24 protein-coding genes are annotated in these 26,465 nt (G+C 40.2%); 18 read left to right on the top strand and 6 right to left on the bottom strand.

The features are described from left to right. Positions 1–404: 404 nt before the first annotated feature. Both SWH54_10920 and SWH54_10915 read right to left on the bottom strand, forming a co-directional pair. On the bottom strand, positions 405–713 hold the full coding sequence (locus SWH54_10920; protein ID MDY6791765.1) for a helix-turn-helix domain-containing protein: 309 nt from the start codon (positions 711–713) through the stop codon (positions 405–407). A 1-nt stretch (position 714) separates the two neighbouring features. After that, a complete protein-coding gene (locus tag SWH54_10915; GenBank protein ID MDY6791764.1) occupies positions 715–1,065 on the bottom strand; it encodes a type II toxin-antitoxin system RelE/ParE family toxin in 351 nt (116 codons plus the stop codon). 541 nt (positions 1,066–1,606) lie between these two features. On the opposite strand from SWH54_10915, the gene SWH54_10910 reads away from it, so the two are divergent. The 4 genes from SWH54_10910 to SWH54_10895 all read left to right on the top strand — a co-directional run bounded on the left by SWH54_10910 (position 1,607) and on the right by SWH54_10895 (position 3,693). Continuing rightward, a complete protein-coding gene (locus SWH54_10910; protein ID MDY6791763.1) occupies positions 1,607–1,741 on the top strand; it encodes a hypothetical protein in 135 nt (44 codons plus the stop codon). 69 nt (positions 1,742–1,810) lie between these two features. Further along, entirely contained in the window at positions 1,811–2,179 is a 369-nt protein-coding gene (locus tag SWH54_10905; GenBank protein ID MDY6791762.1) for a type II toxin-antitoxin system RelE/ParE family toxin, read from the top strand. Then, entirely contained in the window at positions 2,176–2,481 is a 306-nt protein-coding gene (locus SWH54_10900) for a type II toxin-antitoxin system MqsA family antitoxin (protein ID MDY6791761.1), read from the top strand. Before SWH54_10905 ends, SWH54_10900 begins: the two co-directional genes overlap by 4 nt. 393 nt (positions 2,482–2,874) lie before the next feature. Then, complete coding sequence (locus SWH54_10895; GenBank protein MDY6791760.1) at positions 2,875–3,693, top strand: KilA-N domain-containing protein; 819 nt, start codon at positions 2,875–2,877, stop codon at positions 3,691–3,693. A 270-nt stretch (positions 3,694–3,963) separates the two neighbouring features. Here the strand turns inward: SWH54_10895 and istB are convergent, their stop codons facing one another. The 4 genes from istB to SWH54_10875 form a co-directional block, all read right to left on the bottom strand. Then, positions 3,964–4,701, bottom strand: coding sequence for an IS21-like element helper ATPase IstB (gene istB, locus SWH54_10890; GenBank protein ID MDY6791759.1), 738 nt, complete (start codon positions 4,699–4,701; stop codon positions 3,964–3,966). Between the two features lie 30 nt (positions 4,702–4,731). Next, positions 4,732–6,057 (bottom strand): IS21 family transposase, encoded by a 1,326-nt coding sequence (gene istA / locus SWH54_10885; GenBank protein MDY6791758.1) that lies wholly within the window; start codon positions 6,055–6,057, stop codon positions 4,732–4,734. Position 6,058: 1 nt separating this feature from the next. Beyond that, positions 6,059–6,445 (bottom strand): hypothetical protein, encoded by a 387-nt coding sequence (locus SWH54_10880; protein MDY6791757.1) that lies wholly within the window; start codon positions 6,443–6,445, stop codon positions 6,059–6,061. Between the two features lie 78 nt (positions 6,446–6,523). Next, a complete protein-coding gene (locus tag SWH54_10875; GenBank protein ID MDY6791756.1) occupies positions 6,524–6,970 on the bottom strand; it encodes a hypothetical protein in 447 nt (148 codons plus the stop codon). Between the two features lie 725 nt (positions 6,971–7,695). On the opposite strand from SWH54_10875, the gene SWH54_10870 reads away from it, so the two are divergent. From SWH54_10870 to SWH54_10805, 14 genes are all read left to right on the top strand, one after another. Then, entirely contained in the window at positions 7,696–8,748 is a 1,053-nt protein-coding gene (locus SWH54_10870) for an XRE family transcriptional regulator (GenBank protein MDY6791755.1), read from the top strand. Next, positions 8,745–9,245, top strand: a complete 501-nt coding sequence (locus SWH54_10865; protein ID MDY6791754.1) for a type II toxin-antitoxin system VapC family toxin — start codon at positions 8,745–8,747, stop codon at positions 9,243–9,245. The genes SWH54_10870 and SWH54_10865 overlap by 4 nt, the downstream gene beginning before the upstream one ends. A 1,454-nt stretch (positions 9,246–10,699) precedes the next feature. Then, a complete protein-coding gene (locus SWH54_10860) occupies positions 10,700–11,461 on the top strand; it encodes an ORF6N domain-containing protein (protein ID MDY6791753.1) in 762 nt (253 codons plus the stop codon). 453 nt (positions 11,462–11,914) lie between these two features. Continuing rightward, a complete protein-coding gene (locus tag SWH54_10855; protein ID MDY6791752.1) occupies positions 11,915–12,283 on the top strand; it encodes a type II toxin-antitoxin system RelE/ParE family toxin in 369 nt (122 codons plus the stop codon). After that, complete coding sequence (locus SWH54_10850) at positions 12,280–12,585, top strand: type II toxin-antitoxin system MqsA family antitoxin (GenBank protein MDY6791751.1); 306 nt, start codon at positions 12,280–12,282, stop codon at positions 12,583–12,585. The genes SWH54_10855 and SWH54_10850 overlap by 4 nt, the downstream gene beginning before the upstream one ends. Before the next feature lie 487 nt (positions 12,586–13,072). Then, positions 13,073–14,977 carry a hypothetical protein gene (locus tag SWH54_10845; protein ID MDY6791750.1) on the top strand — a complete coding sequence of 635 codons (1,905 nt, stop codon included), beginning with the start codon at positions 13,073–13,075 and terminating at the stop codon, positions 14,975–14,977. Positions 14,978–14,994: 17 nt separating this feature from the next. Further along, positions 14,995–15,756, top strand: a complete 762-nt coding sequence (locus SWH54_10840) for a hypothetical protein (GenBank protein MDY6791749.1) — start codon at positions 14,995–14,997, stop codon at positions 15,754–15,756. Beyond that, complete coding sequence (locus SWH54_10835) at positions 15,753–16,481, top strand: hypothetical protein (GenBank protein ID MDY6791748.1); 729 nt, start codon at positions 15,753–15,755, stop codon at positions 16,479–16,481. Before SWH54_10840 ends, SWH54_10835 begins: the two co-directional genes overlap by 4 nt. Positions 16,482–16,591: 110 nt before the next feature. Then, entirely contained in the window at positions 16,592–18,937 is a 2,346-nt protein-coding gene (locus SWH54_10830) for a DEAD/DEAH box helicase family protein (GenBank protein ID MDY6791747.1), read from the top strand. A 25-nt stretch (positions 18,938–18,962) separates the two neighbouring features. After that, on the top strand, positions 18,963–20,417 hold the full coding sequence (locus SWH54_10825; GenBank protein MDY6791746.1) for a class I SAM-dependent DNA methyltransferase: 1,455 nt from the start codon (positions 18,963–18,965) through the stop codon (positions 20,415–20,417). Positions 20,418–20,419: 2 nt separating this feature from the next. Then, the gene (locus SWH54_10820) at positions 20,420–22,189 is read left to right on the top strand and encodes a restriction endonuclease subunit S (GenBank protein MDY6791745.1); all 1,770 of its coding nucleotides are present in this window, start codon (positions 20,420–20,422) and stop codon (positions 22,187–22,189) included. Positions 22,190–22,440: 251 nt separating this feature from the next. Then, positions 22,441–24,969, top strand: coding sequence for an ATP-binding protein (locus tag SWH54_10815; GenBank protein MDY6791744.1), 2,529 nt, complete (start codon positions 22,441–22,443; stop codon positions 24,967–24,969). A 1-nt stretch (position 24,970) separates the two neighbouring features. Then, positions 24,971–26,065: a hypothetical protein gene (locus SWH54_10810; GenBank protein MDY6791743.1), complete on the top strand. Its 1,095-nt coding sequence runs from the start codon at positions 24,971–24,973 to the stop codon at positions 26,063–26,065. A gap of 1 nt (position 26,066) precedes the next feature. Beyond that, complete coding sequence (locus SWH54_10805; GenBank protein ID MDY6791742.1) at positions 26,067–26,411, top strand: hypothetical protein; 345 nt, start codon at positions 26,067–26,069, stop codon at positions 26,409–26,411. The last annotated feature ends 54 nt before the right edge of the window (positions 26,412–26,465 follow it).

Raw genomic sequence — 26,465 nt, 5'->3', positions numbered from 1 at the left:
GGCATCGTGTTTGAACTCTCTAGTGTAATTTGGACGTTTTCGTTTCTTGCTCATTGAACACCTCACTTTCTGTATAATTACTCTTAGCAAAGTGTCCGGTAAAATTAAACCACATTAAATTCAACAGCGCTAGCGAATTGCATTTCAACTCAAAATTCAAAATTTAAAACTCACAATTCATAACTCAATCGCGATAGCGATTGCGAAACTCACAATTCATAACTCAATCGCAAATGCGATTGCGCTTGAAAGGATGTCCCGGCATACGCGTTATCAGGAGCATATCAATATACCAAGGTACATCCCGCACATCGCACATCGCAACCCGCTGAAAACTGATACGTGGACAAGGGAAAAGAAAAGAATATAGAAGAAGTGTACATGATTTTTTCAATTAAGACGCATCATGCAATTGCTTTAGCAATACTCTTTTTATTGGCACCCATAGCCAGCAAGGATTTGATAAGAAGGTCCACAGAAACGCTTGGATCGCCCTTTTCAATTTTGGCAACTCTGGATTGACTGGATTTCAGTACTTTGGCTAACTGTGCCTGTGTCAATTTTTTTTGTTTGCGGCGTTTTGCCAGAGCTTGGCTGAGTGCCAGTTTCAGCTCGATGTATTCCGATTCTTCCGCACTCAGTCCAAGAAACTCTTCTGCATATCCCACCTTATAACCTTTAGACTCTAAATATTTCTTTTTTTCCTTCTTCATTTTATTTTCCACCTTTTTTAACATCTTTTTCATAGCGTTTGATTCTTTGTTTGCAAATATCAATAATTGGTTTTGGGGTTTTGTTTGTCTTTTTTTCAAAAACCTCTATGATCAAAATCGAATCGGTGTAGATTCGATAGATTATTCGCCACGTCAGATTTTCATCATTTATTCTTAACTCATGACAGCGAGTTCCAATTGACGGCATTGGACGTGATTGTGGTAGAGATAATTTTATGCCTTTTTGAATTTGCCGTAATAAGTATCCTGCTTCTATTCGAGCGTTTGAAGAAAAAGGCGGAGTCGCAATTTCGCCATGCATCCATACCAGCGGTTTGTCTTGTAAGCTCATACAACCAACAATATGTCAGATGTGACATATTGTCAACTTATTTTAATCAAAAAGAAATAAGGATTAGTAGATTGAAATGAGAATTGGGATGGAGTCGGGTTGGGTTCCATTTCATGCATCAAATAAATTGGTACCATCCAGTAAATCTGTCAAATATTTAGAATTCTGGACTATTTTAATTAAACATGATATCCTACGCACCAAAAAAAACTGGGCTATTTCCACTTCAATACAGTATCCGGCAGTTTTTAAACACGATTTTCAGAGCTAATAATGAATGTGTTTGAAATTAGGAAGCTTAAAGATGTCCCGAGATACGCGCTATCAGGAATATATCAATATATCAAGGTCCCGCAACCTGAATAGAATCTTATAATTTGATGGGCGTCCCGCAACCTGGACAATTTTTATCAAATATGATATCTTACCCACCGTAAAAAACGAACCAGTTTCCACTTCAACACTGTACCGGCAGTTTTAAACACGATTTTTAGAGGCAACAATGGAACGTGCTGCAATCTGAATAGAAACTTATAATTTTATGGTCCCGCAACCTGGGCGTCCCGCAACCCGCAACCTGAGCGTCAGCGGAAAGGTTGAAGATGGGATGCTGATTCTCAAAGGAATTTGCACCAACTGCGGCAACCCGGTGGCCCGTGTCATAGAAAACGAGTAGCAACAGAAGCGAGGAGTAAAAAGAGCTATTTTTTGTTGAAAACTATATCACTCGGTGTTATATTAAGTTATGAAAAAATTAATGACCAGGCATTTTGCAAAATGGGCAAAAAAACAAAATATACCTGATAATGAACTTTCAAACGCATTGAATGAAGTCAAAGATGGTATCTATGAGGCAAATTTAGGTGGTCATATCATTAAAAAGCGTATTCGTTTCCAGGGCAAAGGAAAAAGTGGAAGTGGAAGAACAATTATTTGTTATAAACATGCGGACAAAGCATTTTTTATTCATGGCTTTGCAAAGAACGAAAAAGCAAATTTATCTTCCAAAGAACTTCATGCCTTCAAGGAATTGGCAAAGGTGTTGTTGTCTCTAACAAATGAGAAATTGAATAAAGCAATAAAAAAAGGGAGTTTTATAGAGGTGAAATCATGAGAAATACCATTGCAGAATCAATAACAAGCACGGTTAAGGACTTAAAGAACAGCGGTGTGATTGATGAAATTACAATGAAAAACATACAAAGTTTATGCTTACCCGAAGTGAAAGAATATACACCGCAAAAAATTGTCTCCATTCGGAAAAAATTAAAACTGAGTCAGGCAGCACTTGCATCTATCTTTAATATTAGCACCTCTACCGTACAAAAATGGGAGCAGGGCAATAAGCGGCCAACCGGTGCATCAAAAAAATTGTTAGACATTGTGGAACGAAAAGGGATTGAAGCATTAATATAGCCAGATTTGGCTTAAGTAAAAATTTCATGCCTTATTATTTCCATGAACTGTCCTTCTCTGCGCTCACCCTACCTCTTTGAGAAATGAATCATAATCGCCAAGCCAGGTGCATTCCATGCATCAGATAAATTGGGTCCATCCGGTTAATCTGTCAAATATTTAGAATTCTGGACAATTTTTATCAAATATGATATCCTGCGCACCGAAAAAAACGGATCGGTTTCCGACTTTAATACCGTATCCTGCAGTTTTAAACACGATTTTCAGAAATAATAATGAATATGTTTGAAATTAGGACGCTTAAAGAATGTTCTCAAACACGCGCTATCAGATATATATCAATATATCAAGGTGCTGGAACTGTGGGAGTTTGTGGAAAAATTGAGGTGAAAAATGGGTAAAATTGAAGTCAAAGGAACTGAAATAACGGTATATTCACACAGTGAGGAAGACTATATTTGTATAACCGATATTGCCAGACATAAAAACGCAGAAAGAACAGACGATTTAATTCGAAATTGGATTAGAAACCGAAACACCATCGAGTTTCTCGGTATTTGGGAAATGCTCAATAATCCGGATTTTAAACCCGTCGAATTCGACGGGTTTAAAAAGCAGGCAGGTCTCAATAGTTTTACCCTTACGCCTAAACAGTGGATCGAGCAAACGAATGCAGTGGGGCTTATTTCAAAACGGGGCAGATATGGTGGTACCTATGCGCATAAGGACATCGCTTTTGAATTTGCCTCTTGGATTTCAGTAGAATTCAAACTATACCTTATTAAAGAGTTCCAGCGCCTGAAAGACGATGAACGAAAGCAGCTTGGCTGGGATATCCGCCGGAACCTGACTAAAATCAATTACCGGATTCATACCGATGCCATCAAGAAAAACCTTGTTCCTCCGGAATTAAGCAAATCCCAAATCAACCACATTTACGCCACTGAAGCCGATATTCTGAATATGGCCCTTTTCGGTATGACTGCTGCAATTTGGCGGGAGGAGAACTCCAGTAAAAAGGGAAACATTCGGGACTATGCCGATGTTTCACAACTGGTCTGCCTTGCAAACCTGGAAAACCTGAATGCCCTGTTCATCAATGAAGGTTTATCTCAAGACATCAGACTTGAACGGCTGAATAAAAACGCCATCCAACAGATGAGAATATTGACGGGTGATTCGGGGATGAAAAGGATTGAAGAAAAGGGATGATGGGTAATGGATAGGTTGAGGGGTAATTGAAGGAAGAAGAGTGTATTGATTTTGCATCTCTATTTAAAACCGATGTCAATTATAATAACATTTCATTGTTTGAATCATTAAATTGGAATCACCGATTTAAAAGGTTACCAAAATCACCGGTTGTAGACCATACCACGGCGTTAACAGGACATAGTTGTGCGTAGTGGATTTATTAGCGATCCGTTAGTATTTCATTTTTTAATAAAGGGAGCTGTTGGAGGTGCCCTTATTTATTTGACTTCAGCTGGTTTTCATCCTCTTTCGATAACTTGATCCCTCCAGGATAAGGATTTGCGAGTTGTAGACCAGACGGTCGGCGATCGCTGTGGCCACAGTGGTGCTGTCAAATATTTTTCCCCAGCCGGCAAAAGGCAAATTTGTGGTAATGATGCTCGATTTGTTTTGATGCCTTTGGCTGATAACCTGGAAGAATAGATTTGAGCCCTGCTGACCTAGCGGAAGGTAACCGATCTCGTCACAGACCAGCAAATCCTGGCTTTGATAGTAATGGAGTTTTTTGAGCAAAGAATGGTCTGCTTCGGCAGCGATCAAATGATTGATCATATCGGTCGCGGTGGTAAAAAGGGTTTTAATGCCGGCCTGCGTTGCCGCATAGGCAATACATTTGGCCACAAAGCTTTTTCCAACCCCCGGATTGCCAATCAAGATGATATCCTTTTTTTGCCCGATAAACTGCAGGGTCATTAGGTTTAAGAGTTTGGATTTTTGTTTTTTTCTGGACCCGTGATGATCGAAGTCAAACTGATCGATGGTGGGTTTTTCAAGCAGTTTGGATTGTTTGAAGCGCAGGGCGATTCTATTTTGATGCCGGTATTCAAGTTCGAGTTCAAACAGGTGCTCGATGGTTTCAAGAGGGTTCCAGTTTTTGTTTGTGGCCAATTCGACGACCTGGGCTAAGTTTTGTGCCGTGGCTTTCAGTCTGAGAGCCTTGCATTTTTCAATGACGGTTTCAATCATTTGCGTTTTCTCCTTTTGAGTACATCGGCATCATAGTCGGCCAAAGAAGGTTGTGGCTTTTTGGATGGCATACAACAAAGAGGCTGATCCGTACTCATCTTTGAGCGCCAAGAGTTTTAAGACACTTTTTTTAATGGGCTGTCTGGATTCAACAAGGGCCTTAAAGTAATCTACCGCTGCGGCACCCAACGATAGAAAGGCTGCAATCTGTTTATCGTGCCACAATTTTTTCTGGATTTTTTTGATCTGATGCAGATGTGCCGGCGATTCGATCCGTTTTTTTCGCTGCCAGCACCTGTGGTGTGCAGCGATTTTCTTTTGATTGAGGTAGATACTCACCGCAAACGGATCGGCTTTGATGGTCACCTTTTTGCCAATCGTCCACGGTGGGGTTGTATAGATGTTGCCATCAAATCGTACGGCAAAATCTTTGTGGACTTTTGCCAGGCAGGTTTCCCGGCAGTCGGGTAACAGGTCAGGCAAAGGTCTTAGATCAACTTTTGCAAATCGCTCTTTTGGTTTTTCACCGGTGGTTTGATGGATACGCACATTGGCCACGGTATCCAGCCACTGTCTTACTTGCAACTGGACATCGGCCAGATCGGTAAAGGTTCTCAGCGGCCAGAAGTTTTGGCGTAGATATTTGATACTGTTTTCTATTTTTCCTTTTTCGTGGGGAGCTGCCCGATTGCATGCCACCGGCACGATTTTGAAGGGACGCAAAAATTGCAAAAAAGCGCCATTGAAGCGGATCAGGCTGCCCTGTCGTTCAATAACGGCGGTCACCATGTTGTCCACCACAATTTCCCGGGCTGTTCCGCCAAAAAAACGGAAGGCATTTAACAGACACTGATGAAGAGTCTCTTGCTTTTGACTGTGGGTAAACTGGGCATAGAGCATACGGCTGTATGATTCGATCACTGCCAGGGCGTACAGTTTTCGTTTGGTCTGCCCGTATTGTAAATGCCCAAAATGGCCCCAGTCGATTTGCAACTGCTTACCCGGCGGAGATTCAAAACGAATAAAGGCCCGGCGCGATGATTGGCGGCCTCTGAGTTTAAGCAGGTAATCTCGAACAATGGTAATCCTGCCGTCAAAGCCCTGGTTCCTGATTCTTTGCAGCACTACCGGGGCTTTGACCTGTGGATCTTGCTTAAGCAACTGGTTAATGAGCTCACGATAGACATCCAGTTTGGAGGCTCTTTTTTTTCGTTTGGCCGAAGTATGATCCGGGTTGTTAAGATATTTTTTAACCGTCGATCGGCCGATGCGCAAATAACGGGCGATCTTTCGCTCTGACCAGTTCAAATCATTGAGCCGGTGAATTTCAAAAATCGTGTGTTGGTCTATTTTCATCTTACACCTCCTTAAACAGACAGTCGGCAAGCTTTTTAACAGCCAGGCGCCCATCAGGCTTTGAAGTGCTGTGTGTCTGAGCCTTGGCCGGCAGTTCCAACACTTGAAAAAGGGTGCCGTCAAATGCGATCAGATCCTTTTTCAAAAGGCTGTTGCGGGCTGCGATGTAATCCTCCAGCGTCAACTGGAGCAAAGAACAGATGGAGTCATAAGCATAGTAGGAAAGCCCATAGCGGTCTGAGACCAGCACCAAAAACAAATACAAAAGCAGTTGTGTTTGGCTCAGTGAGGTTAAAAATCCATCGGTGAGGAAACGATGGGGGATAAAACTAAATCCGCCCTTGATTCTGCGGATGCGATCCGGATTAATGATTTTTTTTCTAATCATAGTCGCCTCCTTTTTCAGATAATTTGCAGCAAGATTATCAGCATTTGATACAATCAGCTAACCAATCCATCTTTGCAATCACGGGTAACAGATTGGAATCTTGATGATATTGACTTTTAACGCGTCCATCTTTGCAATCACGGGAAGCAACCAAAACTGGCCAAGCATCTGAAAATTATCGGATTTTGACGCATCCATCTTTGCAATCAACACTTGATCCATCCTGGTTACATCCAAAGAAGATCTGGCCTTGCGGTTGCGCATGGCCTGGCCAATTCGATTTTGTTCGGCCTGTTGAGGATTTTTTTTGCGATACTGTTTCCAGTATCCGGGATTGGCCTTGATCCATTGTTGCTGACTGCTTTTCTGGTTGGCGGCGTAGATCGGATCGGTTTTCAGCTTATGCCTTTGCCAGGCCGCTTTTTTGGCCCTTTGACATTTTAGTTTCTTGCAGGCGGTCTGATTTTTGTGCCGTGGACTTGGATCAAAAAAATCACCGCAATAAACACAAGGAATTTGTTCCATCACCATTTACCCCCTATGAGAAAATGGGAATAAAACACAATGATTACACGAACAAAAAGGAAATAAGACGAATTAAATGGATGGATTGAATTATATCCTGGTTGCAGAGCGCAGAGAATTAGAAAAACTAAATACAGATCTTCTTTTTAGGTGTTTGAATAATATGGTATGCTTTTACCGGTGGCTTTGGTACCGATCTTCACCGGTGAAAGTGATGCGGAATTAAATCGGTGGTTCCAATTAAATCAATGAAACTAAAGGATGTTCCGAGATATGCGCTATCAAGAGTATATCAATATACCAAGGAACATGCCGCAACCTGAATAGAATCTTATAATTTGAGGGGCGTCCCGCAACCCGCAACCTTATGCAACGCGAAAAACGGTCTTTTTTCCACTTCAATACAAATATCCCGCCGTTTTTAAACACTATTTTAAAGATAATAATGAATGGGTTTGAAATTAGGAAGCTTAAGGACGTCTCGAAACACAGGCTATCAGGGATTTCTCAATATATGAAGGAACGCCCCGCAACCCAAGCTTAATAGACAGTTATCTATCTGTATTTATATTTTTTTCTGCCTTGTTGTTTTTGACTTAGCCTCTCTCCTTTTTAAAATTTTTGTGTAGACGGCCAATATCAAAAAAATAATGGTTGACATTTATATCCATTATGGTTAATATGTCAACCAAATCGGAAAAATTGATTTAGGAGGAGAGAGCAATATGGAAGGATTCGGGGAAAGGCTAAAAGCAGCCCGGAAAATGGCGGGAATGTCACAGCAGGGGCTCGCTGACGCTACTCATAACCTGGTTACCAAACAGGCCTTAAGCAAATATGAAAAAGGCAAAATGTTCCCGGCATCGGATATCCTTGTTGAAATTTCAAAAGCCTTGGGGGTGAAATCCGGCTATTTTTACAGGCAATCCCAAGTAGAGCTGACCGGGCTTGAGTTCAGGAAAAAATCCAGGCTTTCAAAAAAGGATGAAAACCGTGTTAAATACCAAACCTTGGATTTTTTAGAGCGATACCTGGAGATTGAAAGGGTAATGGGTCAACAAGCTGAATTTAAAAACGTGCTTGAAAATTACACTATCGAAAGTTTAGATGATGTTGAAAAAGCCTCTATGAAATTGCGTGATGTATGGGACCTTGGAATTGCACCAATTTCCAACCTTATGGAACTGCTTGAAGACAAAGGAGTCAGAATCCTTGAAGTGGATCTTCCGGACGAATTCGACGGCCTTTCCGCCTGGGCAGGCGAAATACCTGTGATTACCGTTAATAAAAACCATGACCTTGTACGAAAAAGGCTGACCATCGTTCATGAGCTTGCGCATTTAATGCTCAGTTTTGGCGAGTGCAGAGATAATGACCTGGAAAAGCTCTGTCATAGCTTTGCCGGTGCTTTTTTAATACCCAAAGAGAAAATGATAGAAGAACTTGGTTCGCATCGCCGCAAAATTTCCTTTCTTGAGCTGAAAAAGCTAAAAGGTATTTATGGGATTTCTATTTTGGCTCTGGTTGTGAGAGCCAGGAATCTTGGAATCATCAACAAAAATCGCTATAAGGCTTTTTTCATTACTGCCAGTAAAAAGGGATGGAAATCCGGCAAGATCAAAGAACCGGGTGAGTACATTGGACGAGAGTATCCCAATCGTTTTCAGCAACTTGTCTCATGGGCGGTCGCCGAAGAAATCATTACCATGTCAAAAGGTGCTGAGTTGATGAATGTAGGTTTGGCTGAATTTAGAAAAGGATTCCAAATCGCCGCATGATTATCGTAGTAAACGATGCCTGTTTCTTGATTGACCTGATCGATGTCGACCTGCTCGATGAGTTCTTTCAGCTCGGTTTTCAGCCGCATGTTACACCATCAGTGTTGGCTGAACTTGAAGGCGATGTTTATGAAAAGCCGGCAAGAGAAAGTATTAAGCAGAAAAACCTATTGTTGCATAATTTGAGCGAGGATGATCAAAGTGAAATTTTAAACTTAATGCAGGACCATTCATCACGGCTTTCCGAGCCGGATTGCAGCTGTCTCTATCTTGCAAAAAAAATTCAAGCAACAATCTTGACTTGTGAAAAATTGCTCACCAAAACGGCGAAAAGCCTCGACATAGAAGTTCACGGATCTCTGTGGGTAATGGATCAGTTGATTGCATCGTCGATCATTACCCAAAAAACCGCCCATCGTAAATTGGTTAAGCTTATGTCCATCAATGACCGGATGCCGAAAGCTGAATGTGAAAAACGATTGAAGCGATGGGCTTGATTCTTTTTGAATAACTGCCGACAAATCAATTATAAAAGCCAAGGCTTAGCTTAGCCGGTCTTTTTAAACTCCTGCCCTTCCCTCCTTTCGACCTAAAGCACAAAATCCTCTCTCTTAAAACTCCCGCAACAAGCAACTGCGAAAAAGTTGCTACTGTTCAGCCAGGAAGGTTGCATTCCATGCATCAAATAAATTGGGTCCATCCAGTAAATCTGTCAAATATTTAGAATTCTGGACAATTTTTAACAAATATGATATCCTACGCAACGAAAAAACGGACCGGTTTCCACATCAACACAGTATCCGGCAGTTTTTAACACGATTTTTAGAGGCAACAATGGAACGTGCCGCAACCTGAAAAGAAACTTATAATTTGATGGGCGTCCCGCAAGATGATCAGGATAATCTTGAATGGCATAGAGAAAAAGTTTATTGTAGTTAATGTCAGCAAGGAATATTCAAGTAATTTTTAATATTTAAAATACGACTATATTGTCTTTTTTGATTTATTTGAAAAACTATAAACCTAAGGGATGCCCCGAAACAAGTTCTAACAGGAGCAAATCGACATATCAATATGTCAAGGTACGTCCCGCAACCTATTCGAGCGTTTGAAGAAAAAGGCGGAGTTGCGATCTCACCATGCATCCATACCAGCGGTTTGTCATTTGAGCTCATGGGACAAATAATATGTCAGATGTGACATATTGTCAACTTATTTTAATCAAAAAGAAATAGGGATTAGTAGCTTGAAATGAAAATTGGAATGAAGTAGAGCCGGATCAACAACCAATCACTAAGCAAGATGTGACCTCCTTTTCAGAATCCTTTATCCAGCAATTGCTGCAAAAAATTCAACAGCTCAGATAGGCAAAGTTCATTCCATACATCAAATAAATTGGGTCCATCCAGTAAATCTGTCAAATATTTAGAATTCTGGACAATTTTTTTCAAATATGATATCCTTCGCACCGAAAAAAAATTTACCCCGTTCAATTCGCTACAGCGACCATTTAACCGGGGAGATCGGCTTCACCGCTAAAGAAAAGCTTAGTAAATATGGAAAAAAGAAATAAATAGTCTAAGCACTGTAGAGAAAAAAACCGGTTTTCACGTCAATACAGTATCCGGCAGTTTTAAGCACTTTTTCAGAGGCAATCATAAATGGGTTTGAATTTAGGACGCTTAAGGATGTCCCGGCATACGCGTTATCAGGAGCATATCAATATACCAAGGAACGTCCCGCAACCCGTCCCGCAACCCGCAACCCGCAACCTTGAATTTATATTTAATATGATATTAAGAGGTTATAAGTTTCTGCTTTTTGCTTGACATAAGAATTATAGAATGTCCCGCAACCCAGCAGTTTATAAACGCGATTGGAGGTCGCAATTTGCGATCTCCAATCGAACGAAATGCGATAAAAATATAATCTGACAAAAGGATATCTTTTAATGACAACCACTGTACTGATAGAAAGAATTGCCAGTAAGATTTACTTGATTCGGGGTCAAAAAGTAATGCTGGACAGAGACTTGGCAGGGCTTTACGAAGTTGAAACTTCTCAGTTAAAAAGATCAGTTAGAAGAAATATTGAACGATTTCCTAAAGATTTTATGTTTGACCTGGCAAAAGATGAATGGAGCGACTTGAGATGCCAATCTGGCACCTCAAGTTGGGGTGGGGTTAGGTATATGCCAATGGCTTTTACCGAACAGGGTGTGGCCATGCTTTCCAGTGTATTGAAAAGCAAGCGTGCTATTAGAGTCAATATCCAAATTATGAGAGCGTTTACACAACTGCGGCAGATGCTTTCCACACACAAGGATTTGAAGAAAAAAATAGAGAAAATGGAGAAAAAATACGACCAGCAATTTCAGGCCGTCTTTGAAGCGATAAAACAACTATTAGAAGCGGATGCGAAGCCCAGAAAAAAAATCGGCTTCACGGTTAAAGAAAAGCAAAAAGCCTATGGCAAATCCATACAGAAAAAGGCCCTGGATGAATTCTCCTTAACCCCTCAGGCTAGTAAAATTTGGGATAACATACCCGGTGATATTCAAATGAAATTACTGAACAACGTTTGGTGCAGAACCTGCTCAGAGGTAACCGGCATCGGAAGCGTCAGCGGAAAGGTTGAAAATGGGATGCTGATTCTCAAAGGAATTTGCACGCACTGCGGCAACCCGGTGGCCCGTGTCATAGAAAATCAGTAGTACCGAAAACCAGTGGCCAACCGCAGATTTAATGCCCTGCCCTTCCCTCCTTTCGACCTAAAGCAAAGATACCTCTACCAAGGAATTCCTCTTAGAAAATCGTATTCCCAAACACCTTAATAATATACCATTTCTTTTAGGCAGGAGCTGAAGATCCAATTAGCCAAGTGAGGTGCATTCCATACATCAAATAAATTGGGTGCATCCAGCAAATCTTTTAACTATATAGAATTCCGGACAATTTTTATCAAATATGATAGCTTACACGGCAAAAACTGATTTGTTTCAACTCAAAATTTATAACTCAATCGCGATAGCGTTGCTATTTCTTTAACTCAAAACTTATAACTCATCATTCATAATTCAATTACGGGCGTCCCGCAACCCAGAAGCGAGGAGTAAAAAGAGCTATTTTTTTGTTGAAAACTATATCACTCGGTGTTATATTAAATTATGAAAAAATTAATGACCAGGCATTTTGCAAAATGGGCAAAAAAGCAAAATATACCTGATAATGAACTTTCAAACGCATTGAATGAAGTCAAAGATGGTAACTATGAGGCAAATTTAGGTGGTCATATCATTAAAAAGCGTATTCGTTTCCAGGGCAAAGGAAAAAGTGGAAGTGGAAGAACAATTATTTGTTATAAACATACTGACAAAGCATTTTTTATTTATGGCTTTGCAAAAAACGAAAAAGCAAATTTATCTTCCAAAGAACTTCATGCCTTCAAAGAATTGGCAAAGGTGTTGTTGTCTCTAACAAATGAGAAATTGAATATAGCAATAAAAAAGGGGAGTTTTATAGAGGTGAAATCATGAGAAATACCATTGCAGAATCAATAACAAGCACGGTTAAGGACTTAAAGAACAGCGGTGTGATTGATGAAATTACAATGAAAAACATACAAAGTTTATGCTTACCCGAAGTGAAAGAATATACACCACAAAAAATTGTCTCCATTCGGAAAAAATTAAAACTGAGTCAGGCAGCACTTGCATCTATCTTTAATATTAGCACCTCTACCGTACAAAAATGGGAGCAAGGCAATAAGCGACCAACCGGTGCATCAAAAAAATTGTTAGACATAGTGGAACGAAAAGGGATTGAAGCATTAATATAGCCAGGTTTGGTCCAAGTATAAATTTCATGCCTTATTCTTTCCATGAACTGTCCTTCTCTGAGTTAACCCTACTTCTTTGAGAAATTAATCATAATCGCCAAGCCAGGTGCATTCCATGCATCAAATAAACTGGGTCCATCCAGTAAATCCGTCAAATATTTAGAATTCTGGACAATTTTTATCAAATATGATATCCTGCGCACCGAAAAAAATTTACCCCGTTCAATTCGCTACAGCGACCATTTAACCGGGGAGATCGGCTTCACCGCTAAAGAAAAGCTTAGTAAATATGGAAAAAAGAAATAAATAGTCTAAGGACTATAGAGAAAAAAACCGGTTTTCACGTCAACACCGTATCCGGCAGTTTTAAACACGATTTTTAGAGGCAACAATGGAACGTGCCGCAAACCGTCCCGCAACCTGACATCTACAATATAAGATGTCCTTTAAAACTAAAATATAAAGCGTATGTATTTATTGAGTTTAAATGGATAAAAGTCCCCAATGGCGTTTCCGGGAGATGCAGCCCGGTGAAATCAATGTTGACCCTATAGAAGGTGAATTTTTCACAACTGAGGCCATCGACGGTATTACTGATGCTCTGGTGCGTGAGGCGGTTCAGAATTCTTTGGATGCGGCTGCAGGTGGCGGCCCTGTGACAGTTCGTTTCTCCTTTTATTCCAGACCAAACACGGGCTACGATGAAAAAGCAGTTAAAAAAAGATATATTGACGGATTATCGCCTCATTTGGAAGCAAAGCATTCGGGGTTACAGGACACACCGGCTTTAGCTGAGAATTTAAATTACCTTTTAATTGAAGATTACGGCACCCGCGGCCTGCAGGGCGATGCGTCGCAATATGATGACCTGGATGATGATTTCAAGAAAAACGATTTTTATTATTTCTGGCGAAATATCGGACGCACGCGCAAGGAAGCCACCGATCTTGGTCGCTGGGGCCTGGGCAAAACCGTATTCCAGGCCGCATCGCGCATCAATTCCTTTTTCGGTCTTACCGTGCGAAATGACGACGGCCGCATGCTGCTGATGGGGCAATCGGTTTTAAAAATACATAAGACCAACGGCATGCGGTTTACCCCTTACGGATATTTCGGCAATTTTGACGGCGAGCTCGCCCTGCCCGTCGAGGATCCAAAGTTTATCAAACAATTTGCAGAACATTTTTTTGTCGACCGCTTTGGTAAGCCCGGACTGTCCGTGCTCGTCGCGTATTTGGATAAGGAGATTGAACCCAATAATTTTGCAAAAACGTTTGTAAACTCGGTGGTTAAACACTATTTTTTTCCGATTCTGGCGGGAAATTTAATCGTCGAAATCAAACATGAAAGCAGAATATACAGGCTGGATTCAACCTCCCTGGACCATTTGCTGAAAAAATCCCGGTTTGCGAAAAGCCGGGGCATGCTGGGTCTTATAGACCTGGCTCGCTGGGCCATCCGCCAGTCAGAGGATTCCGTAATCAAGCTCAACGCTCCCACACCCGGGAGGGCACCAAAACTCAGAGATACATTTGAACAGGAACAGATTGACGACTTACAGCAAAAATTTACCGAAAGCAGGCGACTGGCATTTTATGCACCCATCAGCATCCAGCTTCAAAACAGCAAGAATTTTTTAAATACCGGATTTTACGTCTTTCTCGAACGGGATGAAAACCTGGACAGAGCACAAGACTATTTCATTCGTCAGGGAATTACTATTCCGGAAGTCACATCACTCAAACACAAAGGCATTCGCGCCATTGTTTCGATCAATGAGCCGAACCTTTCGACTTTCCTGGGTGATGCCGAAAACCCCGCGCACACTGACTGGGAACGCAACTCTAAAAAATTCAAAAGAAAATACCGGCTGGGGCCTTCCACTTTGGATTTTGTGAAATCCAGTCCAAGAGAAATTGTAAAAATTTTAACCCAACCGAAAAAAGGCCGAGATGAGGACCTTTTAAAACATATATTTTCCCTGCCCAAGAGTCAGACCGGTCTGTCCGGAAAAAATGAGACGGATAGCACCGGAGAAGGAGAGGATAAAAAAAGCCCAAAGCCGTTTGTGGATGTCGTTGGTTCCAGCTATTTGCAGCTGACTCCTGTCAAAGGAGGGTTTCGGCTGGCGAAGAAGCCAAAAGCCAAAAAAGTCCCACGATTTATAACTATATGGATCGCCTATGAAGTACGCAGCGGAAATCCTTTTAAAAAGTATACACCACTGGACTTTGATGTGTGCCAGTTGCCTATCAAAATTCAGGTTCAGGGTGCCAAGCTGCTGTTTGGCAAGGAAAATACACTTCAGATCGAAGTGACCAAGGGTAACTTTAAACTTTCGATTACAGGATTTGATATGCATCGCGATCTGCGAATTAGAACCAATCCATAGTATTATTGCTATTTGTTATGATCCGAAAATTCAACTATACCGGCAGAAAGAAGATCAAACGCTCCAATATCCATGTCGATATCATGCGCGATGGCAACGGACGACGTTATTTCAACACCGGCATCCAACTTGATGATCTGGAGCTTCCGACAAACGCACGTGTATATGTGGAAGCCTACCATCGATCCGGATACCAGCGTTTTGATTTCGGAACGGTGGGTGCCCGGAAAATTCCAACCAACCGTAATCTCAGAAATATTTCTGATGCAGCCGTACCGCTTTTTCGGGTCAAGGTGGTCGATAAAAGAGCTTCGGCCGGGAGGATTCTGGCATCTGTGGATAAAGTCCGTCCTGAAAATATAGATGAAATACCGGCTGGCAGTCAATCGCTCTTGTTTGTCGAGTACGATGACATGGGAAGCAAAATATGGCAGTTGGATCTCGAGGGTGATTGGCCGGTTCTGAAACTCAATCAACACGTAGAGGAGATCAGCCTGGTGGCCAGCTCCGACAGCCGATTCCTGTCACTGGTATACCCGGAGGTGTTTCGACAGATCTTAAGGCGAATTGTCCTCGAAGATCAACACACAGACCCGGACTGTGATGATGACTGGCCCAGCCTCTGGCTGAAGCTGGCATGCTTTCTTCCGAACGTAAACATGCCGCCCCAGGTTTCAAAGCCGGATCAGCAGGCCTGGATTGAAAAGGCAGTCGAATCCTTCTGCGCGAATTTCAATATGCTCGAAAAGTTCAACCAATCATTACAGGACATGAAATGATGGCGACCACTGCCATACGAAAATTTACAGACCAGGGCATCGAGCAGCTCCGCGGTTATCTTGTCGATCTTAGAGGCGGTGCCGCCTCCCGCCCCCCGTTTGAACTGTTAAATGATCCGGCCACATCCAAACCCATTGATAGTGGGGGGCAAATTGAAAATCGAAATTTTAAAACTCGAATGGAGCTGGCACAATACCTGGATGAAGTCCTTGCGGAAATTGAAATCGAAAGTCTCGAGACAGATGTTCACCTATGGAGCTGGCTGTCCCTGTTTTACTTTGACCAAGTCTGCCCCTCGCAAAAAGGAGATGTTCGAAAACCTGGGCGGGATTACCGTCATATTCTGGAACCCGGCTACCCGAACGGTCATCGACATCTAATTGCCGGAGTGTATCTGGTATATACTATCTACGAGTTAGGCGAGGAACTTTCCAAGCTGTTATTGTGGACACCCCTTCACAAGGAAAGCATATTTCATCATCAGCTTACCGGGAGGCAAACGATCATCACAAATAGAGGGATCTTGGATGCAGCACACCAAATGTACTTCGATGAAACGCGGGGCATACCAAAAAAAGGACCTCATGGGAGGAAAGGATCCCCGGGTACACTGCTGCGCTATATCGACGTGATTCAACAACTTGATCTAAACTATGATCTCTACAGCATGACAGGAGATCAGATACTGGAACTGTTACCTCCGGAATTCAGTAAGTGGCAATAATAAACTGATTTTTTTATAATAGAGCACAGCAGATGATCAAAAGAATATCAAAAATAAAACAGCAATAGAAACAGACCAACGGAAATCCTTGGCAAACATAGGCAAGATAAATGAACAAAAAATCCCTTTCCGAGCGCGATATCTGCACAAAATTCATTACTCCTGCCCTTGAACAGGCTGGCTGGGATAAAATGGAGCAGATCAGGGAAGAAGTCACTTTTACTGCCGGAAGAGTTATAGTCAGGGGCAAGCTGGTTACCCGCGGAAAATCCAAAAGAGCGGACTATATCCTTTATTATAAGTCGAATATTCCCATTGCTGTGATTGAAGCAAAAGATAACAAACACACTGTTGGTAGTGGCATGCAACAGGCACTTTCATATGGAGAGATTCTCGATGCTCCGTTTGTTTACAGCTCAAACGGAGATGCATTCCTTGAGCATGATCGTACTGTAAAAAAAGGTATCATAGAAAAGGATATCTCGCTTGATTCTTTTCCGTCACCGGATTTGTTGTGGCAGAGGTACTGTAAAGAAAGAGAAATTGATGATTCGGTAAAGGATATTGTTGCCCAAGATTATTATTTTGATACCAGCGGCAAGGCACCGAGATATTATCAACTTATTGCCATAAACCGCACTATCGAAGCAATTGCCAGAGGACAAAATCGTATTCTTCTGGTGATGGCTACCGGAACCGGAAAAACCTATACCGCCTTCCAAATTATATGGCGGCTATGGAAATCCCGCACAAAGAAAAGAATTTTGTTTCTTGCGGACAGAAATATCCTTGTGGATCAAACCCGAGTAAATGATTTCAAACCGTTCGGTTCTGCGATGACAAAGATAAAAAACCGCAAGGTTGATCCGTCCTATGAAGTATATCTTGCTCTTTATCAAGCGGTTTCCGGTACAGAAGAGTTTCAGAACATCTATAAACATTTTTCCAAAGATTTTTTTGATTTGATTATAATAGACGAGTGTCACAGGGGAAGTGCGGCAGAAGATTCTGCATGGCGCGAAATCCTGGAATATTTTTCTTCTGCCACACAAATTGGTCTTACCGCCACACCCAAAGAAACAAAGTATGTTTCCAATATTCATTATTTTGGTGATCCTATTTATTCTTATTCTCTAAAGCAGGGCATAGAAGACGGTTTTCTTGCGCCTTATAAAGTTGTCCGTATTGACCTTGACAAAGACCTTATGGGCTGGCGACCTGAAAAAGGGAAAAAGGATAAATACGGAAAAGAGATAGAAGACCGAATTTATAATGTAAAAGATTTTGACAGATCTATGGTCCTTGAAAAGAGAACGGAAATTGTTGCAAAGAAAGTGACCGAGTTTTTAACAGCAACAAACCGTTTTGATAAAACCATTATATTTTGTGAAGATATTGATCATGCTGAGCGTATGCGTCATCTACTCTGCAATGAAAGTCCGGAAGAAGTATCAACAAATCACCGTTATATCATGCGGATTACCGGTGATAGTGACGAAGGTAAAATGGAACTCGATAATTTTATTGATCCTGAAAGCAGGTATCCGGTGATTGCAACCACATCAAAACTCCTGTCAACCGGTGTAGATGTGCAGACCTGCAAGGTGATTGTCCTTGATCGTGTTATTAATTCAATGACCGAATTTAAGCAGATTATTGGCCGGGGAACTCGTATCAACGAAGACTATGACAAGTATTATTTCACGATCATGGATTTTAAAAAAGCCACTGAAAATTTTTCTGATCCGGATTTTGACGGTTATCCAGTGCAGGTGTATGAACCCGGACCTGAAGATCCGCCGGTTCCGCCGGATGGCGAAGGCGATGATGATGTTGGAGAAACTATTGCCGATGGTGTTAGCGACCCTGAACCTCTGCCCCCTGGTGGGAGACGTGTGAAGTACTATGTGAATGACGTTGAAGTAACTGTCATAGCCGAGCGAGTTCAGTACTATGGAAAAGACGGCAAACTGATTACAGAATCGATCAGAGACTATACAAAAAAAACGGTAAAAAAGAATTATTCATCTTTGGATAATTTTCTGAACGGGTGGAAAATGGCAGATCAAAAACAAGCCATTATAAAAGAGCTCGAAGAAGCAGGTGTTCTTTTTGAACCCCTGGCAGAAGAAGTGGGCAAGGATTTTGGCCCATTTGATCTTATTTGTCATGTGGTTTATGATCAGCCACCCCTTACTAGAAAAGAGCGGGCAGAAAATGTAAAAAAGCGTAACTATTTCACAAAATACGGAGATAAAGCACGGGAAATACTTAATGCCCTGCTTGATAAATATGCGGATGAAGGTATTGAAAATATAGAAGATATGAATGTATTACGACTGCAGCCTATCAATCAACACGGAACCCTTGTTGAAATTATTAATATTTTTGGCGGAAAAGAAAATTACCAGCAGGCCGTTCAAGAGTTGGAAGAACAACTTTATGAGGTTGCCTGATGGAATATAATAAACAGGTTATAATATGACAATCAGTACAACAATTAAGGGAATCCAGAATATCATGCGTAAAGATGTGGGCGTGGATGGTGATGCCCAGCGGATCAGTCAGATTGTATGGATGATATTCTTAAAGATATTTGATGATCGGGAATTAGAAATCGAGCTTAAGGAGGACAAATACAAAAGTCCGATACCGGAAAGGTTGAGATGGCGAAACTGGGCCAAAGATCCTGAAGGAAGGACCGGTGAAGAGCTTCTTGATTTTGTAAACAATGGTCTTTTTAGGGATTTAAAAAATCTAAAAGTAAAATCTGTATCTGACCAGAGGGGGCTTCTTATCCGCAGCCTTTTTGAAGATGCATACAACTATATGAAGTCTGGTCATTTAATGCGCCAGGTGATCAATAAAATAAACGAGATCGATTTTAACAGTTCAGAAGACAGGCATCTGTTTAATGATATTTATGAAAAAATTCTAAAAGACCTTCAGAGCGCAGGCAATGCCGGAGAATATTATACGCCCCGTGCGGTGACCCAGTTCATGGTAGATATGGTTGATCCAAAACTAGGGGAAAAGTTCCTGGACCCTGCATGCGGCACAGGCGGTTTTCTTGTTTGTGCCATAGAGAATATCAGAAAAAAATATGTAAAAAATGTAAAAGACGAAGAGATTCTCCAAAAATCCATCTTCGGCGTAGAAAAGAAAGCACTGCCTCACCTTTTGTGTGTAACCAATATGCTGCTGCATGAAATTGATGTGCCGGTTCAGATCAGCCATGACAACACACTTGCCACGCCGCTTCGCAATTATGGGCCAAAGGACAGGGTGGACGTGGTTGTCACCAATCCCCCATTTGGAGGCATGGAGGAAGACGGCATTGAAACCAATTTTCCAAAATCATTTCGTACACGTGAAACAGCGGATCTTTTTCTGGTTTTGATCATGCATCGTTTAAAAGACAGTGGCCGTGCCGCTATTGTTCTGCCGGACGGAACACTGTTTGGTGAAGGTATTAAAACAAGAATCAAGGAAAAGCTATTAAATGAATGTAACCTTCACACCATTGTCAGACTGCCAAACGGTGTGTTTAATCCATACACCAGCATCAAAACCAATCTCCTGTTTTTTACCAAAGGTGAGCCAACCAAAAATATCTGGTATTACGAACACCCATATCCTCCGGGGGTAAAATCCTACAACAAAACCAAGCCCATGCGGATTGAGGAGTTTGAGCCTGAAAAGAAGTGGTGGAATAAACGAAAAGAGAATAAATTTGCATGGAAAGTAACAGCCAAAGATATAAAGGCAAACAATTATAATCTTGATGTCAAAAATCCCCATGTCGGAGAACAGTTCAACCACGACCCCGATGAGTTACTTCAAAAATATGGTATGCAACAACAAGAAATCTCAAATATACATAATCAGCTTAAAACCATTCTCGCCAAAGCTCTTAATAGTGGGGGTGTCGTTTAGGAATGTTAAATTTGATAACCGAACATATTAATATCTGGACAGCCGCACAAACACAAAAGAACAACGGCAGTAGAGGACGTGGGAAGAATTCAAATGGGCAAAGTCTTTATGGCATCCAGAAGCTACGAGAGTTAATTTTAGAGTTGGCTGTGCGTGGTAAACTAGTACCCCAAATTCCCGACGACGAGCCTACCAGCGTTCTGCTGGATAAAATCACCAAAGAAAAAAAACGGTTAATCAAAAAAGGTAAAATCAAAAAACAGAAACCTTTTCCAATAATTAGTGGAGACGAAAAGCCTTTTGATTTGCCTCAGGGGTGGGAGTGGGCTTGGTTGGGTGAAATTGCACAACACAATTCTGGGAAAACTCTTGATAAAGGCCGCAATGAAGGAAAAAGTCGAGAGTATATTACTACATCGAATTTGTATTGGGGATATTTTATCCTAGATAACCTACGGAAAATGCCTATAAAAGACTCTGAATTGGAAAAGTGTACAGCTAAAAAAAACGACTTATTAATTTGCGAAGGTGGTGAGGCAGGACGTGCTTCAGTATGGGAGTTTGAGGAAAGTATTTGCCTTCAAAACCATATTCATAGGGTCAGATTTTTTTGTAAAATAAATCCATATTATGCTTATAGGTTTTTTGAAAAACTGAATTACACTGGGGAGATAAATAAGTACCGTAAAGGTGTAGCGATATCTAATATGTCAGGTAAGACACTATCTTCGATCATTATTCCTCTTCCTCCCATCGCTGAACAACACCGCATCGTCGCCAAATTAGATGAACTGATGGTCCTCTGCGACCAGCTGGAACAGCATCAAACCGACAGTAGCGACACCCACCTTGTTTTGGTGGAAACTCTGCTCGCCACCCTCACCAATGCAGCCGATCAAAGAGAACTTGCCGAAGCCTGGCAAAGAATCGCCAACCACTTCGACACCCTGTTCACCACCGAACAGAGCATTGACCAATTCAAACAAACCATTCTCCAACTCGCCGTCATGGGAAAACTCGTCCTCCAAGATCCCCAGGACGAGCCTGCAAGCGTTCTTCTGAAAAAGATTGCCAAGGAAAAAGCTCGATTAATCAAAGAAGGGAAAATAAAAAAGATAAAGACATTGCCCGAAATTAAGAAAAATGGGGAGACTTTTAAATTACCAGAAGGCTGGATGTGGAGTAGGCTTATAGATGTATGTTCTCTTGTGACTCAGGGCCCCAACCCAAAATACTACAATAAAACAAATCCAAAATATGGTGTTTTGAAAACAAAAGACTTTTATGATGATATTATACATTATGATAAAATTACACCTATTTCGTATGACACTTTTAAGGAATTTAAAAGATATAAGTTATTAAATAATGATATTATTTTTGGTTTGGTAGGAAAAGGATCAACCGCAAAATGCAATATATTTATGGAACAAAGAAATGTTGAGCATATATTTACAAGGGCAACAGGATTAATAAGGTTATTAAATCCTACTCTAATATTACCTGTCATTATTAAACAATATTTTACATCTTTATTAGGTAAAAATACATCAGACTCAATAACGGATGGTTCAACTGGCCAACTAGTAATTAAAACATCTGAGCTTAAAAATGTAGTTATACCTGTTCCGCCTCTTAAAGAACAACATCGCATCGTCGCCAAAGTCAATGAGCTCATAACTCTCTGCGACAATCTAAAAGCTCGGTTGAACGACGTCCAAACTACCCAAGCTCAATTGGCCGATGCCCTAGTTGAACAGGCGGTGGCGTAAAATAAAAGAGATCAGAAAAACAGCATAGAATTAAAAAAGTAGGGTTTCAGGACATCCCTTTAGTTTTAAGGTTTTATTAAATAACATAATATGACAAGTGCGCAGTGCATCTATTCTTGATTTATGTTGTACAACCATCATATATTTGAGTAATTTTGGAAACCTTAAATTAGAAGGGCAACCCCAAGTTTCCACCCTTGGGCTTCCTGTATAACCAAATAATATTATATTTTTAATTAAAAGGTAATAAAATGGCCAGTAAAGTTGATACCTTTTTTAATGTGGATTCACGCCTCCTTTTCCAACTAGGGGAAAAATTGGTTACAAATAGGGCAGTTGCGCTAGCCGAACTTGTGAAGAATTCATATGATGCAGATGCTACAAGCGTTCATATTCAATTGAACAAAATAAAAAAGCCAGGCGGCACCATTATTGTGAAAGATAACGGTACAGGGATGTCACTGCCAATTTTTGAAAAAACATGGATGCGAATTGCAACTATTGACAAAGAAGCCAATCCTATTTCTGAGAAGTTCGGAAGAACAAAAGCAGGTGAAAAGGGTATTGGAAGATTTGCATGTAGAAGGCTATCTAATAAGCTTATATTAAAATCAGTTTCAAAAACAGATAAAGGAACTAAAGAAGAATTAAGTGCAATTTTTGATTGGCCTGCGTTTGTCCCAGGTTCTGATATTGATCAAGTACCAATTTCTTATTCTGTAGCTTCTGTTTCTAATGAGACCGTTACAGGCACGACTTTAATATTAGAGGATACTGTCGAATATTGGAGGAGTACTGATATTAATTTGCTTAAAAATGAATTACAAGACCTTATATCTCCTTTGACATTCAAGCCAGAATTAGAACTAAATGAACAACCTGATGAATATGATCCTGGCTTTATAGTTAAGATTGAATGTCCTGAATATCCAATACAAGAAAGAGTGCTTGATGAGGACTTTCTCAGTAATGCTTGGGCCAAACTTTCAGGGTCTGTTAATGAAAACGGTTTTGCTAAATATGAAATCAAAGTAACAAATAAAATTTTGAATAACATAGTTAAAACATTAACCAAAAGTGAAAATTTCAAATATTTGAAGAATGCGGAGTTTGAAATATTTATTTTTAGCTATAGACCGGATCTATTTAGAGGATCAAATTGGAAAATTGGACAAGCTAGAAAAACAGGCTCCGAAAGAGGTGGAATAAAAGTTTATGCCGATAATTTCCGCATATTTGGATATGGAAGTAAGGGTGATGACTGGTTGAGACTTGATTATGATAGAGCGAGATCCCTTGTAGCTCTCGGTGAAGAAGTTACCAAGTATGGAGAAGATGTTCGCCCGGGCCTGAGACTTTTCAGAAATAATGCTCTATTTGGACACGTAATATTTAAAAGAAAAGAAAATCCACTTTTGGAAGTTACGGTAAACCGCGAAAAACTTTTGGAAAATGAAGCTTCTGAAGAATTAAATCACTTTGTTCGTTTGGGGATTGATTTTGCTACAGTTTTGTATGCAAACGAAATATACCAGGAGACTAAGAAAAAAAAGGAAAAATCTAAAGCCATTGAGGAAGCAAGAAAAAAAGCCGAGGAAGACTCCAGAAGGAGGGCTGAAGAAGAATTAAAGAAAATTGAGGCGGAAAGACAGAAGGCTGAAAAGGAAAGAAGAAAGGCCGAAGAAAGATCGAAAATAGCTGAAGAGGAAAGAAGAAAAGCAGAAAAAGAATTAAGGAAAATTGAAGCAGAAAGACGCAAGGCCGAGGAGGAAAGGAGAAAGGCTGAAGAGCAAGCAAGAAAAAGTAGAAAGAAAGATTCATTTCTTATTTTGCAGAAGGCTAAAAAAGAAGAGGAAGAACGTCTAAAAGCAGAAAAGCTCGCTAGAAAGAGAGAAGATAAAAAGAGACGAGAAGAAGAAGCCAGAAAGAAAGCTAATGAAAAAAGAAAGAGAGAGTATCAGGAATATAAGCAAACCGAAAAAGAAAAACAAAAAACTGAAGAGAAGCGGAGAAAGGCTGCAGAACAAGAAATTCTGAAAAGAAAAGAAACATATGATAGGGCATTTGTTCAGTTGAGAGTCCTTGCCTCAACAGGCACCTTGATTCTAATTTTTTCACATGAGCTACAAGCCATAATAGATGATATGGACGAAATGATTATGAATTTTTCATCTGTAATTAAAAAAATACCAGTGAAAAACCAAAATGATTATGAGGATATTATAGAGTCCTTCTCAAATCGTACTGAAATGGTTAAGGAGCTTGGGAATTTTCTTGGAATCACTGTTGGCTCTGAAAGCCGATTGGAAAAACGAGAATGGGTTTTGTTACCAATAGTTGAGAGTGTTGTTAAACCGTTCATGTGGTATTTGAAAGAGTATGGAATAGATTACTCTAATAAGGTTCCAGATGATTTAAGAACACCTAAGATGTATCGCTCCGAATTAGTTTCTATTCTACACAATATATTGTCCAACTCCATCAAAGCTGTTAAAGGAGAGCATGATAGGCGTATTGAGGTTTCGGGTTTTAGAGATGATGAAACTAACCATATCTGGTTTCTCGATTCAGGCAAAGGCCTGGATAAAAGCATCTGGGAAGCTGTATTTGAGCCTTTTGAAACTTATAGTGAGCCCGATCTTAAATTTGGTGCAGGAACGGGGTTAGGGCTAAATATTGTGAAAGATATAATCAGATCCTATAATGGTGATGTACAATTTATTGACCCGCCAAAGGGTTGGAAGACCTGCTTGGATTTGACGTTTAATGTGGAGGACTGAAATGCAAGTAAGAACAATTTACATTGATGATGATGATAAAGAATTAAGAAAATACCAAAAAAAATTTGAAGAGGATGAAAGATCAAAAAATAACTTTAAAGTCGTTTCTATTAATCCCCAGAAACCAAATCTTAATGACCTTCTGAAAGAAATCAAAAAGAAGAAATTTGACCTAATTCTGATCGATTTTGACCTGAGCAAACCAAAAAACGATCTTCTACTGGGAACCTCTGGAGCTGGCTTATCTGCAGTGTTGAAAGAAAATTACCCCGATATTCCATTGATTCTTTTCACAAGAAAAAGTGTTTTTAAAGTCGACAAATTCCCTCCTCGCATTCTATCAAGTTTGGATGGCTTTTTATATAAAACCGAATTATTTAAAGAAAATAGTGAGAAATTAGTGTTTTTAAATGAAATCTCTTTAGGATTTAAGAGGCTCAGAAACGCACGATCTTCTAAATTTTCTAATTTATTGAAAATAATTGATGCGCCAAAAACTGATTATGATCTTCTCAAAGAATCCAACCCTCCACTAGATGCAAAAGGTAATTGGTCAGTATCCGAGGTCACACAATGGATACGTGAAGTTATATTAAATTATCCAGGAATTTTATATGACTCTCTTCATGCAGCAACATTTGTTGGAATAAGTGAACATGAATTTTTGACAGACCAAGTTCAAAACCTTTTTGAAAAAGCAAAGTATTCTGGCATTTTTGGTAAAATCGATAAGTGTTGGTGGAAATCCTCACTACGGAAAATTGCAATTTCCAAAATGAACAAAAAAGAAAAAGATCTTCCAATTTACATGGGTTTTCCTACTGCCTTAAAAAGAGCTAAGAATAAGGATGTTGAAAAATCAAAGTGTGTTTATAGCGGAGAGACACCTGCTGAATGGGTTTGTTACATATTAGGAAAGCCAGTGAAGATAAAATACTCTTTGATATATAAGATTGATTCCCGTCCAAAAATCATGGATTCCGCGAGAGTTTCATTCAAAGCAATAAGAACATCAAATGAAGTCAATGATGAACTTTTCGATCCTTTAGGACAGCAAATGCTATCTGAAATTCGGAAAGGCAAGAAGGCAATGTAGTATGACTTTCAAAGCATATCCTAAATACATAAAGTATCTTGCCAATTATGTTAGAGATTATTTGGATGATGGTTCAAAAGGGATATTGATCGAAAAAGCTTCAGATTTGGAGGATATGATAAAAAACCATAAAAAGAAAAAAAAACCATTGAAATGGAGTATAGTTATACCGATTGAACATCCATTGAAATTTAGCCAAACAAGTGATTGTAAATATGAATATCAAATAGATTTATCGTGTAAGATTGGAGGCGAAATTTCATCGCTAAATTCAAAGGAAATTAATTACAGAGCTAAACCCCCAGCTAAGCTGGGGAGAATGGCAAAAGCTATGCTGAGTATTTAAAAAATGCTCCTTTTGGATTAAAGGTAACAGCGCTGATTCTGTGACCAAAATCCA

This window comes from Thermodesulfobacteriota bacterium (assembly GCA_034189135.1).
GTDB lineage: Bacteria > Desulfobacterota > Desulfobacteria > Desulfobacterales > JAUWMJ01 > JAUWMJ01.
This window is presented reverse-complemented; position numbering and strand designations above follow the sequence as displayed.